The 12,904-nt window shown below is 65.3% G+C and carries 13 protein-coding genes; 5 read left to right on the top strand and 8 right to left on the bottom strand.

The window, feature by feature from the left end; all coding sequences use genetic code 11:
* Positions 1 to 19: 19 nt before the first annotated feature.
* Positions 20 to 805: a peroxide stress protein YaaA gene (yaaA, locus tag AC1EJR_RS08880; protein WP_441592021.1), complete on the top strand. Its 786-nt coding sequence runs from the start codon at positions 20 to 22 to the stop codon at positions 803 to 805.
* A 25-nt stretch (positions 806 to 830) separates the two neighbouring features.
* A complete protein-coding gene (locus AC1EJR_RS08875) occupies positions 831 to 1,973 on the top strand; it encodes a M14 family metallopeptidase (RefSeq protein ID WP_092292495.1) in 1,143 nt (380 codons plus the stop codon).
* Between the two features lie 55 nt (positions 1,974 to 2,028).
* Here the strand turns inward: AC1EJR_RS08875 and AC1EJR_RS08870 are convergent, their stop codons facing one another.
* The 3 genes from AC1EJR_RS08870 to AC1EJR_RS08860 form a co-directional block, all read right to left on the bottom strand.
* On the bottom strand, positions 2,029 to 2,781 hold the full coding sequence (locus AC1EJR_RS08870; RefSeq protein ID WP_369823390.1) for a BspC domain-containing protein: 753 nt from the start codon (positions 2,779 to 2,781) through the stop codon (positions 2,029 to 2,031).
* A gap of 286 nt (positions 2,782 to 3,067) precedes the next feature.
* Positions 3,068 to 3,940 carry an N-formylglutamate amidohydrolase gene (locus tag AC1EJR_RS08865; protein WP_092292499.1) on the bottom strand — a complete coding sequence of 291 codons (873 nt, stop codon included), beginning with the start codon at positions 3,938 to 3,940 and terminating at the stop codon, positions 3,068 to 3,070.
* 25 nt (positions 3,941 to 3,965) lie between these two features.
* A complete protein-coding gene (locus AC1EJR_RS08860) occupies positions 3,966 to 4,952 on the bottom strand; it encodes a Bug family tripartite tricarboxylate transporter substrate binding protein (RefSeq protein WP_092292501.1) in 987 nt (328 codons plus the stop codon).
* Between the two features lie 160 nt (positions 4,953 to 5,112).
* On the opposite strand from AC1EJR_RS08860, the gene AC1EJR_RS08855 reads away from it, so the two are divergent.
* The gene (locus tag AC1EJR_RS08855) at positions 5,113 to 6,015 is read left to right on the top strand and encodes a LysR family transcriptional regulator (RefSeq protein WP_092292503.1); all 903 of its coding nucleotides are present in this window, start codon (positions 5,113 to 5,115) and stop codon (positions 6,013 to 6,015) included.
* A 19-nt stretch (positions 6,016 to 6,034) separates the two neighbouring features.
* On the opposite strand, the gene AC1EJR_RS08850 is transcribed toward AC1EJR_RS08855, so the two are convergent.
* The 3 genes from AC1EJR_RS08850 to AC1EJR_RS08840 are packed head-to-tail and all read right to left on the bottom strand — an operon-like array spanning position 6,035 to position 8,712.
* Positions 6,035 to 7,210, bottom strand: a complete 1,176-nt coding sequence (locus tag AC1EJR_RS08850; RefSeq protein ID WP_441592025.1) for a vWA domain-containing protein — start codon at positions 7,208 to 7,210, stop codon at positions 6,035 to 6,037.
* Positions 7,211 to 7,237: 27 nt separating this feature from the next.
* On the bottom strand, positions 7,238 to 7,828 hold the full coding sequence (locus AC1EJR_RS08845) for a GNAT family N-acetyltransferase (RefSeq protein ID WP_092292507.1): 591 nt from the start codon (positions 7,826 to 7,828) through the stop codon (positions 7,238 to 7,240).
* A 5-nt stretch (positions 7,829 to 7,833) separates the two neighbouring features.
* A complete protein-coding gene (locus tag AC1EJR_RS08840; RefSeq protein WP_092292509.1) occupies positions 7,834 to 8,712 on the bottom strand; it encodes an AAA family ATPase in 879 nt (292 codons plus the stop codon).
* A 352-nt stretch (positions 8,713 to 9,064) separates the two neighbouring features.
* Here AC1EJR_RS08840 and AC1EJR_RS08835 point away from each other — a divergent pair, with 352 nt between their 5' ends.
* On the top strand, positions 9,065 to 9,412 hold the full coding sequence (locus AC1EJR_RS08835) for a c-type cytochrome (RefSeq protein WP_092292511.1): 348 nt from the start codon (positions 9,065 to 9,067) through the stop codon (positions 9,410 to 9,412).
* Positions 9,413 to 9,434: 22 nt separating this feature from the next.
* On the top strand, positions 9,435 to 9,833 hold the full coding sequence (locus tag AC1EJR_RS08830) for a c-type cytochrome (protein WP_369823396.1): 399 nt from the start codon (positions 9,435 to 9,437) through the stop codon (positions 9,831 to 9,833).
* An 89-nt stretch (positions 9,834 to 9,922) separates the two neighbouring features.
* Here AC1EJR_RS08830 and aroG read toward each other — a convergent pair whose 3' ends face one another.
* A complete protein-coding gene (gene aroG, locus AC1EJR_RS08825; protein ID WP_177219872.1) occupies positions 9,923 to 11,002 on the bottom strand; it encodes a 3-deoxy-7-phosphoheptulonate synthase AroG in 1,080 nt (359 codons plus the stop codon).
* A gap of 438 nt (positions 11,003 to 11,440) precedes the next feature.
* Positions 11,441 to 12,901 (bottom strand): metalloprotease TldD, encoded by a 1,461-nt coding sequence (gene tldD, locus AC1EJR_RS08820; protein ID WP_092292517.1) that lies wholly within the window; start codon positions 12,899 to 12,901, stop codon positions 11,441 to 11,443.
* Positions 12,902 to 12,904: the final 3 nt, after the last annotated feature.

Here is a 12,904-nt window from a genome sequence, read left to right as displayed (position 1 = left end):
TCCTGCCCGCGATTTTGCCATGCTCATCGTTCTGTCTCCTGCCAAGTCGTTGGATTACGAGACGCCCCCGCGCATCAAGACCCACACGATGCCGCGTTTTGTCGACCGTTCCACCACGCTGATCGAGCGCCTGCGCCGGCTGGCGCCGCAGGACGTAGCCGCGCTGATGGACATCTCCGACAAGCTCGCCGTGCTCAACGTCACCCGCTTTGCGGACTGGAGCCCCGAGTTCACGGCGGCCAACAGCAAGCAGGCGGTGCTGGCCTTCAATGGCGATGTTTACGATGGGCTGGACGCGAAATCGCTGTCCACCGATGACCTCGGGTTCGCCCAGAAGCACATTCGCATCTTGTCCGGCCTGTATGGCGTGCTGCGCCCGATGGATTGGATGCAGCCGTACCGGCTGGAAATGGGCACGCGCCTGGACAACGTGGCCGGCAAGGACCTCTATGCGTTCTGGGGCGACGACGTCACGACCCTCCTGAACAAGGACATGGCCGACCTCAAGCACGAGGGCGCGGCCACGCTCGTGAACCTCGCCTCCGAGGAATATTTCAAGGTTGTGCGACCCAAGGTGCTTGCCGCGCGCGTGATCACGCCAGTGTTCGAGGACTGGAAGGGCGGGCGCTACAAGATCATCTCGTTCCACGCCAAGCGCGCCCGGGGCACGATGGCGCGCTATGCGGTGACGCACCGCGTGACCGAGGCCAGCAAGCTCAAGCGGTTTGCCGAAGACGGCTACGCCTACGACAAGGCCGCGTCGGACGACACCCGCTGGGTGTTCCGCCGCCGCCTGGAAGACTGATCGCTGACTGGAGAACCCGATTCCCATGACCTCAGCCCTGCATATCTCCACGCTGTTCGATTCCGGCGCGATCGAAGTCGAGGCGCTGGACCGTGCCGACGATATCCGCCTGCGCATTCGCGCCGACTCCCACGCCGATTTCCGCCAGTGGTTCCATTTCCGGCTGCAAGGGGCGGCGGGGCAGGCGTGCCGGCTCCAATTCGTGAACGCCGGCGAGTGCACCTATCCCGATGGCTGGCGCGACTACCGCGCGGTGGCGTCCTACGACCGCGCGCACTGGTTCCGCGTGCCCACGCGCTATGAGGGCGGCACGCTGACCGTCGAATTCACGCCCGAGCACGACAGCGTGTGGTTGGCCTATTTCGAGCCGTATCCCGAGGAGCGCCACCTGTCGCTGCTGGCCTCGTGCCAGCGCTCGCCGCTGGCGCGGCTGTCGCATCTGGGCAGTACCGTCGATGGCCGCGACCTGACCTGCGTGACCGTGGGCCAGCCGGGGCCAGGCAAGAAGACAGTGTGGATGATCGCCCGCCAGCATCCGGGCGAGAGCATGGCCGAATGGTTCTGCGAAGGCGTGCTGCAGCGGCTGACCGGCACCGGCATGTGGGCCGGCGACCCGGTGGCCCGCAAGCTGCTGGACCGGGCGGTGTTCCACATCGTGCCGAACATGAATCCGGACGGTTCTGCGCGCGGCAACCTGCGTACCAATGCCGCGGGCGCGAACCTGAACCGTGAGTGGATGCAGCCGAGCCTGGAAACCAGCCCCGAGGTATGGCACGTGCGCCGCGCCATCGAGGCCACGGGCGTGGACCTGTTTTTCGACATCCACGGCGACGAAGGGCTGCCCTATAACTTCGTGGCCGGGAGCGAGATGCTGCCGGGCTTCACCGATGCGCAGCGCGAGCAGCAGACGCGCTTTATCGACGCCTTCAAGCGCGCCACGCCGGACTTCCAGGACGTGCACGGCTACGCGGCCAGCAAGTACAACGCGGACGCCCTGAAGCTGGCGTCGAAATACATCGGCCACACCTTCGGGTGCCTGGCGCTGACGCTGGAAATGCCGTTCAAGGACAACGCCGACCTGCCCGATCCCGCGGTGGGATGGAATGGTGCGAAAAGCGGCCTGCTGGGCACGGCGATGCTCCAGGCGGTGCTGGAGTATCTGGAATAAGGCTCAAGGTGTTCCTCCCCTCCCCGCAAGCGGGCGAGGGGAGAACCTCCAGCGCTTACTGCTTCTTCTTCGTCTTGGTTGACGTCTTCGTCGTCGATTTTGTCGACTTCGACGACGATGTCGACGCCTTGGCGCTGCTCTTGCCCTTCTTCTTCGACGTCGTCGTCGGCGTGGCCACGGCCGGCGCGGCGGCTGGCTCGGCGATGACGTCGCCGTTGCTGTCGAGCAGTTCGTAGGCCAGCATCATCCCCTCGTCATACCCACAACGCACCCGCACGGGTTGCCATTGCGCCTCGCCGACACGCTTGTGGGCCGAGGCCGCGAACGTCACCACCGAATTCACCGGCACAGCCTGCTTGCCCTGCGAGAACCGGCCGCTCCACGGCTCCACCGTGGCCTGCCCATTGCTCAGCGCGCCGGTGGGAATCTTGAGCGCGTCGTAGGTGGCCGAGCGCGGCACCACCCAGCTGGCATGCGCGGCGCAATCGGCCACGCTGGCCGTCGCGTTCTCGGTCTTCATCAGCTGTTCGCGCATCCGGGTCCGATACTCGGCCAGGCTCACGCGGCCCTTGTCGGGCAACGTCACGGTCTTGATCGGTGGGTTGGTATTGACGACTGGCGGGGGCTTGACAGTCGGTGTGGCAGAAGCGGGAGCGGTAGCGGCGGGCGTGGTGCCCGGGGCGGCGGCGGTGTCGGTGGCCTCATCGCCCGGTGCGGTGGCGCACCCGGCGAGGGCCAGCGCGCCTGCCACTGCGGCGGTCAGCATGCACAGCCGGCCACCAAACAGTTCGGAAATTCGTCGGATCACGGGATCGTCTTTGCTTGTTCAGCAAGGAGGGTTGGCGAAGGATTGCCATGATAGAGGAAAGCCCCGCGCCAAAGTTCCGAAATGTTGTTACGTTCCGTTCGAATTGCGCGTAACGGCAGCGCAACCGCCGTGATCACGCTGCGTTCATGCGGGATCGGCTCCGTTCCAATATCAGAAAAGGCGCACGCGGCGCAAGTCAGGCGAACCCCGATGCAGTGCACGCGATGGAATGATCCCCGCCCGCGAGCGCGGGCGGGAACGGTCAGGGATGACCTTGGGGAAGACCTCAGGCGGTGCGCGTGAAGCGCAGCAGGTCGTCCATCAGCGCGTTGAGGTCGCGCTTGAGCTTGTCGAAGCCGGCGTTGGGCGCGAGGCCGACTTCATCCATGTACAGCTTGCGGTTGATCTCAAGCTGCAGGCTGTTGCGGTTGGCCTGGGGCTGGCCCAGCACCCGCACGATCTCCACGCCCTTGTAGGGGTGGTTGCGCCAGACGTCGTAGCCCATCTCCTTGAGCACGCCTTCCACCCGGTCGGTGAAACGCGTGTCGCAGGTGGTGCCGTCACGGTCGCCCACCACGAAATCCGGGTGTTGCAGGCCGGGGTGCTCGGTCGCGTACTGGGCGGCCTCGCTCGGCATGGAATGGCAGTTGATGTGCCAGACCTTGCCGTGGCGCGCCACGCCTTCGTCCGCCAGCCGTTGCAGCTGGGCGTAGTAGGGCACGTAGTAGCGGTCGATGCGGGACTGGAGTTCGGCCACGCCGAGCTTGCGGTCGTAGATCGGCTCGCCGGTGTCCAGCACGCGCCAGACCAGGCCCTTGCCGAGGCGGGTCTTGGAAGTTTCCTGCTTGGCGCCGGGCCACGGCGCGTCCAGCAGGACTTCGTCGATCTCCCCCAGGCCGCGGTTGGCGTCGAGGTAGCTGCGCGGGAAGCCGGCGCAGAGCAGCGGGATGCCGCGCCCGGGGGCGTCGGCATAGAGCGCATCCACGAAGGTGTCTTCCGCCTGCCGCAGCAGCGGCAGGGGCAGGTTGCCGGCGTAGCGGAAGTCCGCCGGATACGTGGTGCAGCTGTGCGGGGAATCGAGAAAGAGCGGGCTGCTCTCGCCTTCCGGCATGTGCAGGAAGTACGGGCTTTCCGCGGTCTTTCGGTCTGCTTCAGTCATGCTGTGCCTGAGTTTGTTCCGTGGATTAGTCCAGGGAGATCTTGGCGGCGGCTGCCACGCGCTTGTTCTTGGCCACTTCGGTGGAAATCTGCTTGGCGAACTGCGCCGGGGTGTCGCCCACCGGGGTGGCGCCGAGCTTTTCCAGCTTGGCCTTCACTTCCGGCATCGCCAGCACCTTCACGGCGGCGGCGTTCAGCTTGGCCTGGATGTCGGCGGGCAGCTTGGCCGGGGCGATCAGGCCGAACCATGCCGAGTCGTTCACTTCGCCCAGACCCAGTTCGGCGAAGGTCGGCACGTTCGGCAGGGCAGCCACGCGCTTCGGCGCGGCTACGGCCAGCGCGCGGAGCTTGCCGCCTTCGATGAACGGCAGCGAGGAGGGCAGGTTGTCGAACAGCACCTGGACCTGGCCGGCCAGCGCGTCGTTCAGCGCCGGGCCCACGCCCTTGTACGGCACGTGCAGCAGTTCGGTGTGGCTGCTCATCTTGAACAGTTCGCCCATCATGTGCGAGACGCTGCCGTTGCCGGCCGAGCCATAGGCCATCTTGTTCGGCTCGGCCTTGGCCAGCGCGATGAACGACTTCATGTCGGTGGCCTTCACACCCGGGTGGATGCTCATCACGTTCGGCACCGAAGCCAGGTTCGTGATGGGGGTGAAGTCCTTGGTGGCGTCGTATTGCAGGCGCGGGTACACGGCCGGGTTGATGCCGTGGGTCGAGGCGGTGGCGATGCCGAGCGTGTAGCCGTCCGGCGCGGCCTTGGCGAGGTAGCCCGTGCCGATGCTGCCGCCGGCGCCGCCGCGGTTATCCACGACTACGGCCTGGCCCAGTTGCTGGCCCAGCTTGTCGGCCACGATGCGGGCCACGATGTCGGTGGTGCCACCGGCCGGGAACGGCACGACCAGCGTGATCGGCTTGGTCGGATACGTGCCCTGGGCAAAGGCGGGCAGGGTCAGGCCAGCGGCCGCGAAGGCAGTGGCGGCGGCGATGGCTTGGAGCAGGGGACGGCGTTGCATCAGGTCGATTCCGAGGAGGGAAAGAGGGGGAAGAGGGGGAAGAGATTCGAAAAGAACGGTTTTTCCGATTCTGCGCGTGCGTGCAAGGGACTGGCAAACGAAATAAAATCCCCGGATCATTCCAATTGGTATTGAAGGAGTTAGATTTGGGAGGTGAAGCATGCGCCGCTTATGTCCGTCAATGACGGAGTTGCAGGCCTTCGAAGCGGCGGCGCGCCACAACAGCTTTACCGTCGCCGCACGTGAACTACACGTCACACAGGGGGCCGTGAGCAAGCAGGTGCGCAGCCTGGAGGCGTTTCTGGGCGTGGAATTGTTCGAGCGTGTCCGCCAGCGCCTGATGCTGACCGACGCGGGCGAGCGCTATCTGGAGCGCATCCGCCCCAGCCTCAACGAGATCGAGGCGGCCAGTGTGGAGTTGATCGCGCGACAGGGCCGCGGCGGCATCCTCCACATCGCCAGCATGCCTACGCTCGGCGCCAAGTGGCTGATACCGCGCCTGCCGCAGTTCTTCGCCCGGTATCCGGAAGTCACGCTGGAGTTCGTGCCCCATGCCCAGGGCTACGATTTTTCCCAGCCCGATCTCGATGCGGCGATTCGTTTTGGCGATGGTGTCTGGCCGGGGAGCCTGGCCGACTATATGACCGGGCGCGAGGTGCTGCCAGTCTGCCGGCCCGGCCTGCTGGCCCAGGAGCCCGACGGGGTGGCGCGCACGCCGGCGGTGCTGCTGGGCTACCCGCTGCTGCACCACACCACGGTGCCCGAGGCGTGGCCAGACTGGCTGTCCGAGCTGGGCGTCTCCACTCGCCAGGCCTGGAGCGGCGCGCGCTTCGACCAGTTCTCGCTGCTCACGCAGGCGGCGATGTCGGGGCTGGGCATCGCGCTGATTCCGCGCTGCCTGATCGAGGAGGAGTTGGCCACCGGCACGCTGGTGGTCGCCCATCCCGCGCGCGTGCTGGCGCGGAAAGGCTACTACCTGTGCTACCCGGAACAGAAGGCGCACCTGCCGGCGCTGCAGACGTTCCGGGCGTGGGTGATGGAAGGGGTGGACGTGGTGGCGTGAGGGGAAACGAGGGCCTGAACTACTTCGACAGCACCTTCATCGCCTGTTCCAGCCCGGCCAGCGTCACCGGATACATCCGGTTCTTCATGATCTGGTTGATCACCGTGATGGACTGGCGGTACTGCCACAGCCCCTCCGGCTCCGGATTGAGCCAGACAAAGCGCGGGAACTGCTCGATCATCCGGTTCAGCCACACCGCCCCGGCCTCGGGGTTGTTGTACTCGACCGAGCCGCCCGGCTGAAGAATCTCATAGGGGCTCATCGTGGCATCGCCGACGAAGATCACCTTGTAGTCGGGCGTGTACTTGTGGATCAGGTCCCAGGTGGCGATCTTCTCGGCGTGGCGGCGCCGGTTGTTCTTCCACACGTAGTCGTACAGGCAGTTGTGGAAGTAGTAGTACTCGAGGTGCTTGAACTCGGTCTTGGTGGCCGAGAACAGCTCCTCCACGCGCTTGATGTGGTCGTCCATCGAGCCGCCGACGTCCATCAACATCAGCACCTTGACCTTGTTGTGGCGCTCCGGCCGCAGCTTGATGTCCAGCAGCCCGGCGTTGGCGGCCGTGGAGTGGATGGTGTCGTCGAGGTCCAGTTCGGTGTCGGCCCCCTCGCGCGCGAAGCGGCGGAGGCGGCGCAGCGCCACCTTGATGTTGCGCGTGCCCAGTTCGACCTGGTCGTCGTAGTCCTTGTAGGCGCGCGACTCCCAGACCTTGATCGCGGTACGGTTGCCCTTGGACGGCCCGCCGATGCGGATGCCCTCCGGGTTATAGCCGCCATGGCCGAACGGCGAGGTGCCGCCCGTGCCAATCCACTTGTTGCCGCCCTCGTGCTTTTCCTTCTGCTCTTCCAGCAGCTGCTTCAGGCGTTCCATGAGCTTGTCCAGCCCGCCCATGGCCTCGATCTTGGCTTTTTCCTCGGCGGACAGTTCGCGCTCGAGCGTCTTCTGGAGCCAGTCGAGCGGAATGTCGCTCTTCCAGTCCACCAGACTCTCCACGCCCTTGAAATAGGCGGCGAAGGTCTGGTCGAATTTGTCGAAGTGCTTCTCGTCCTTGACCAGCGTCATGCGCGACAGGTAGTAGAACTCGTCGATCGACGGCGAGATGACCTGCGCGCGCAGGGCCTCCAGCATGGTCAGGTATTCCTTGACCGAGACCGGCAGCTTGGCGTGCCGCAGCGAGAAGAAGAAGTCGATCAGCATCGCATTTCCCTTAATTTCTGGCTGCGATCAGCGCGGCCGCTCGAGCTGGAACTGCAGATGCGCGCGCACGGTGGGCCATTCGCTGGCGATGATGGAGAACACCACCGTGTCGCGCAGCGAGCCGTCCGGCATGCGCGAGTGACTGCGCAGCACGCCATCCTGCTTGGCGCCCAGCCGGGCGATGGCGGCGCGGCTCTGGTGGTTCATCCAGTGCGTGCGGAATTCCACGGCGATGCAGTCGAGCGTCTCGAACGCGTGGCGCAGCAGCATCAGCTTGCATTCAGTGTTGAGCCCGGTGCGTTGCACGCGGCGCGCGTACCAGGTCGAGCCGATTTCCACGCGGCGGTTGGCACCGTCGACATTCATATAGGTGGTCATGCCGGCCAGCCGGCCGGCGGCGTCGCGCACGGCGAACGGCTGCATCAGGTCGCGCGCCTGGAGGTCCAGGCGGCGCCGGATCTCGGCCTCCATGCCTTCGGGCGTCGGCACGCTGGTGTACCAGAGCTGATGCAGTTCGCCATCGGCGGCGGCTTCGCGCAGGCCGGCAGCGTGGTCGGGCGAGAGCGGCTCGAGCGTGGCGTGGCGCCCGGTCAGCGTGACGGGTTGGACGAAAGCCATGCCGATCAGCGGTTCGCGCGGTTCATGAACACCAGGCGCTCGAACAGGTGCACGTCCTGCTCGTTCTTGAGCAGCGCGCCGTGCAGCGGCGGAATCGCGGCCTTGCGGTCGGGGCTGCGCAGCGCCTCGGCGGGAATGTCCTCGGCCATCAGCAGCTTGAGCCAGTCGATCAATTCGGACGTGCTCGGCTTCTTCTTCAGCCCCGGCAGGTTGCGCATCTCGTAGAACGCGTCCAGCGCGGCGGCCACCATCTCGCGCTTGATGCCCGGGTAGTGGACGTCCACGATCTGCTGCATGGTGTCCGCGTCGGGGAACTTGATGTAGTGGAAGAAGCAGCGGCGCAGGAAGGCGTCCGGCAGCTCCTTCTCGTTGTTCGAGGTGATGATGACCATCGGCCGGTGCCTGGCCCGGATCAGCTCGCGCGTCTCGTAGACGTAGAACTCCATGCGGTCCAGTTCGCGCAGCAGGTCGTTCGGGAATTCGATGTCGGCCTTGTCGATCTCGTCGATCAGCAGCACCACGGGCTCGTCGGCCTCGAAAGCCTGCCAGAGCACGCCCTTGACGATGTAGTTGCGGATGTCGTGGACCTTGTCGTCGCCGAGCTGGGAGTCGCGCAGGCGCGACACCGCGTCGTACTCGTACAGGCCCTGCTGGGCCTTGGTGGTCGACTTGATGTGCCATTGCAACAACGGCATGCCCAGCGCGGCGGCCACTTCCTCGGCCAGCATGGTTTTGCCGGTGCCCGGCTCGCCCTTGATCAGCAACGGCCGCTGCAGCGTGCGGGCGGCGTTGACGGCCAGCTTCAGGTCATCGGTGGCAACGTACTGGGCGCTACCCTCGAAGCGTGTGGACGGGGACGGATTGGCGTTGGCGGGCGTGGACATGAGGCAACCTGTTTTAGGCGGAATGGGCCAGTATAAAAGCAGAAACCGATTCGCGTTTAGTGGGGGACACCCGGGGCTGGTCGTCTGGACTGCCACGTGCCGCCTGCGGTACAATGCGCCGGTTTGACGCGCCCCCAAAGTCAAGTTCCCACATGCCCGGCAGTCTGCCCGTTGTCATGCAGATCCCCCGGTGCCGGCAACAAGCGCGAGATGGTTGCAGAATGGTGTCAGAGCACCCGCGGCACATCCACAACGCTTTTCCGCGATTGCATCCCCACCCCCGTTCCTAAACCGTCTCCGGCCAGCAGGGCAGGTCACGCACGGTTTAACACTTCCCAATCATCTAAAGACAATGAAAAAGCTCCTCACGATGGTGGTGTTGGGCGCGGCCGCAACGGCTGCGCAGGCCCAGGACGCAAAGGGCAATGTGGACACTGCCAAGGACAAGGTTGCAATGTGCATTGGTTGCCACGGCATTCCGGGCTACCGTGCATCGTTCCCGGAGACATACGAAGTACCGATGCTGGGCGGCCAGACCGCCAAGTACATTGAAAACGCGCTCAAGAGCTATCAGAAGGGCGATCGCAAGCATCCGACGATGCGGGCGATTGCCGCGAGCCTCTCGGACAAGGACATTGCAGACGTGGCGGCCTACTACTCGCAGCAGAAGGCCGATACCAAGAACAACACGCTGAAGTAAGAGGCTCAGAGACATGAAGACGCTGATGACGCTGAACAAGCTCCGATTTGCGGTGGGCGCGCTCGTGCTGGGCGCTGCCACCCTCCCGGCCGCCGCCGCCGACATCGCCGCCGGCAAGGCGCTGGTGGAGAAGGGCGCCTGTGTGGCCTGCCACGGTGCGGGCCTGAACGCCCCGATTACGCCCGACTATCCCAAGCTGGCTGGCCAGCATGCGGACTACCTCTACCACGCGCTGGTGTCCTACCAGATCAGCGGCAACCCGCAGGTGGGTCGTACCAACGCGATCATGGCTGGCCAGGTCAACGCCAACCCGGCCGTGACCGACAAGGCCGGCAAGCCGCGCCCGTTCACGCGCAAGGAGTTGAAGGACATCGCCGCGTATATCGAGTCGCTGCCCGGCGACCTGGTACTGAAGAAGTAAGTCCCCACGCGGGGATGTAAAAAAAGCCGCTTCCGAGGAAGCGGCTTTTTTGTTGCGCCGGCGCTGAAGCTGGAGCGCCCGCAGAGGCTTTAGTTGCCGCTGCCGGTCACCAGGCGGCGCTGCTTCACCGCATTGGCCAGGGTTTCGAGCACGGTCACGGAGTCGTCCCAGCCGATGCAGGCATCGGTCACGGACTGGCCGTAGGTCAGGTTCTCCACCGGGGTGCCCTGCACGTGGTCCTGGCGGCCGCCCACGAGGTGCGACTCCACCATCACGCCGACGATGCGCTGGTCGCCCCCGCCGATCTGGCGGCCGATGTCCTCGCAGACCGGGATCTGGTTCTCGTGCTTCTTGCTGCTGTTGGCGTGCGAGGCATCGACCATCAGCCGCGCGGCAAGACCCGCCTTCGAGATGGCGTCGCACGCTTCCTGCACGCTGGCGGCGTCATAGTTCGGCGTCTTGCCGCCGCGCAGGATGATGTGGCAGTCCTCGTTGCCGGACGTCGACACGATGGCCGAGTGGCCGCCCTTGGTCACCGACAGGAAATGGTGCGGCTGCGAAGCGGCCTTGATCGCATCGACGGCGATCTTGACGTTGCCATCGGTGCCGTTCTTGAAGCCCACCGGGCACGACAGCCCCGACGCCAGCTCGCGGTGCACCTGCGATTCCGTGGTCCGGGCGCCGATCGCGCCCCAGCTGACCAGATCGGCAATGTATTGCGGGCTGATCATGTCGAGGTACTCGGTGCCGGTCGGCACGCCCAGCTCGCTGATGTTCAGCAGCACTTCGCGCGCGGTACGCAGGCCGTCGTTGATCTTGAAGCTGCCGTCCATGTGCGGGTCGTTGATCAGCCCCTTCCAGCCCACCGTGGTGCGCGGCTTCTCGAAATAGACCCGCATCACCACTTCCAGCTCGTTGGCGAAGCGGTCGCGCTGCACCTTGAGCATCTTGGCGTATTCCAGCGCGGCACGGGTGTCGTGGATCGAGCAGGGTCCGATGATGACGATCAGGCGGTCGTCCATGCCGTGCAGGATGCGATGCATGGCCTGGCGGGCACCGTAGATCACGTCGGACGCTGCCTCCGAGCAGGCGAACTCGCGGATCAGGTGCGCGGGCGGCAACAGTTCCTTGAGTTCGCGAATACGCAGGTCGTCGGTGTTCTTCAACATGATGGCTCCGGGTCTTTGTGAGGTCGTTAGTCTGGTGGTGGGTTGCGACGCGGACGTGGCGGGGATAAAAAAAGCCGCCAGGTTCGCTGGCGGCTTTTTCTGAATTTCGGGCTACTTACAACTGTCCCTCTCCATCCGCCAGCGGTGCGAGATCGCTAAAAAAGTAAAAGTAAAACTTGGCGGACATGGCGGTGTTTCGGGTCAGCTTGTGTCGGAATCTGGGTGATGCGTCGAATTTATGCTGTGGTGCGCGATGAAAAGGCATTTAATTGCGCGGCCATCGGTCAAATCATGGCTCGCAATCGCCACACGCCCGACAACGAAGCATCTTTATATCGCTTTTCAAGATCGATGGCAAGCGTCAATCGCGTGGAATCGCAACAGATTTCGCCAAAAAACGGCAGGCCGCCGCCATCGATCCCGGGTCCGTCACAGACTTCAGGCGGTGCCGCCCACGGTCATGTTCTCGATCCGCAGCGTCGGCTGGCCCACGCCCACCGGCACGCTCTGGCCTTCCTTGCCGCACACGCCCACGCCCGAGTCCAGGCGCATGTCGTTGCCGATCATGGTCACGTCCTTGAGCGATTCGGGGCCGTTGCCGACCAGCGTGGCGCCCTTGACCGGCGTGGTGATCTTGCCATCCTCGATCAGGTAGGCCTCGCTGGCCGAGAACACGAACTTGCCGTTGGTGATGTCCACCTGGCCGCCGCCGAAGTTCACCGCGTACAGGCCGCGCTTCACGCTGGCGATGATCTCCGCCGGGTCCTTGTCGCCGTTGAGCATGTAGGTGTTGGTCATGCGCGGCATCGGCAGGGCGGCGTAGCTCTCGCGGCGGGCGTTGCCGGTGACCGGCATCTTCATCAGGCGCGCATTGAGCGTGTCCTGGATGTAGCCGCGCAGGATGCCGTCCTCGATCAGCGTCGTGCATTGCGTCGGGTTGCCCTCGTCGTCGAGGTTCAGCGAACCGCGCCGGTTGGCCAGCGTGCCGTCATCGACGACGGTCACGCCCTTGGCCGCCACGCGCTCGCCCATGCGCCCAGCGAAGGCCGACGAGCCCTTGCGGTTGAAGTCGCCCTCCAGCCCGTGGCCGACGGCCTCGTGCAGCAGCACGCCGGGCCAGCCCGGGCCGAGTACCACGGTCATTGCGCCGGCCGGGGCGGGGCGCGCCTCCAGGTTCACCAGCGCCGACGCCACGGCTTCATCCACATACTTGGCCAGCAGTTCGTCGGTGAAGTAGCCGTAGGCGTAGCGGCCACCGCCGCCCGAGGAACCCACCTCGCGCCGCCCGTTCTGCTCGGCGATCACCGTGACCGACACGCGCACCAGCGGACGCACGTCGGCGGCGATCACGCCGTCGCTGCGTGCCACCAGCACCACGTCATATTCGCCGGCCAGCCCGGCCATGACCTGCACCACGCGCGGGTCCTTGGCGCGCGCCATCTTCTCGATGCGCTCCAGCAGCGCCACCTTCTCGGTGGCGGTCATCGAATCGAGCGGATCGTTCGGCGTATAGAGGTTGCGCCCGGTCTGGGAGGCCAGCGCGCCGGCCACCTTCACGCGGCCGCTGCCGCTCTTGCCGATGGTGCGCGTGGCCGCCGCAGCCTGCGACAGCGCCGGCAGGCTGATGTCGTCCGAATAGGCGAACGCGGTCTTGTCGCCGGATACGGCGCGCACGCCTACGCCCTGGTCGATGCTGAAGCTGCCCGACTTGACGATGCCTTCCTCCAGGCTCCACGCCTCATTGCGCGTGTACTGGAAGTACAGGTCGGCATAGTCGACCTTGTGCGTGAAGATGTCGGCCAGCACGCGCTGGAGCTTGGCCTCGTCGAGCCCATACGGCGCCAGCAGCAGTTGCTGCGCCGTGGCCAGGTTGCGGATTCCGAGATCACCGGCGTTCATGAT

The organism is Cupriavidus sp. 05T42, from assembly GCF_056396345.1.
This window is presented reverse-complemented; position numbering and strand designations above follow the sequence as displayed.

What these genes read in the sequence shown, in the direction of transcription:
- AC1EJR_RS08835 (WP_092292511.1), top strand. Translation starts at nt 9,065, where the DNA reads ATGAAAAAGCTCCTCACGATGGTGGTGTTGGGCGCGGCCGCAACGGCT.
- AC1EJR_RS08860 (WP_092292501.1), bottom strand. Translation starts at nt 4,952, where the DNA reads ATGCAACGCCGTCCCCTGCTCCAAGCCATCGCCGCCGCCACTGCCTTC.
- tldD (WP_092292517.1), bottom strand. Translation starts at nt 12,901, where the DNA reads ATGAACGCCGGTGATCTCGGAATCCGCAACCTGGCCACGGCGCAGCAA.
- aroG (WP_177219872.1), bottom strand. Translation starts at nt 11,002, where the DNA reads ATGTTGAAGAACACCGACGACCTGCGTATTCGCGAACTCAAGGAACTG.
- AC1EJR_RS08850 (WP_441592025.1), bottom strand. Translation starts at nt 7,210, where the DNA reads ATGCTGATCGACTTCTTCTTCTCGCTGCGGCACGCCAAGCTGCCGGTC.
- AC1EJR_RS08840 (WP_092292509.1), bottom strand. Translation starts at nt 8,712, where the DNA reads ATGTCCACGCCCGCCAACGCCAATCCGTCCCCGTCCACACGCTTCGAG.
- AC1EJR_RS08875 (WP_092292495.1), top strand. Translation starts at nt 831, where the DNA reads ATGACCTCAGCCCTGCATATCTCCACGCTGTTCGATTCCGGCGCGATC.
- yaaA (WP_441592021.1), top strand. Translation starts at nt 20, where the DNA reads ATGCTCATCGTTCTGTCTCCTGCCAAGTCGTTGGATTACGAGACGCCC.
- AC1EJR_RS08865 (WP_092292499.1), bottom strand. Translation starts at nt 3,940, where the DNA reads ATGACTGAAGCAGACCGAAAGACCGCGGAAAGCCCGTACTTCCTGCAC.
- AC1EJR_RS08855 (WP_092292503.1), top strand. Translation starts at nt 5,113, where the DNA reads ATGCGCCGCTTATGTCCGTCAATGACGGAGTTGCAGGCCTTCGAAGCG.
- AC1EJR_RS08845 (WP_092292507.1), bottom strand. Translation starts at nt 7,828, where the DNA reads ATGGCTTTCGTCCAACCCGTCACGCTGACCGGGCGCCACGCCACGCTC.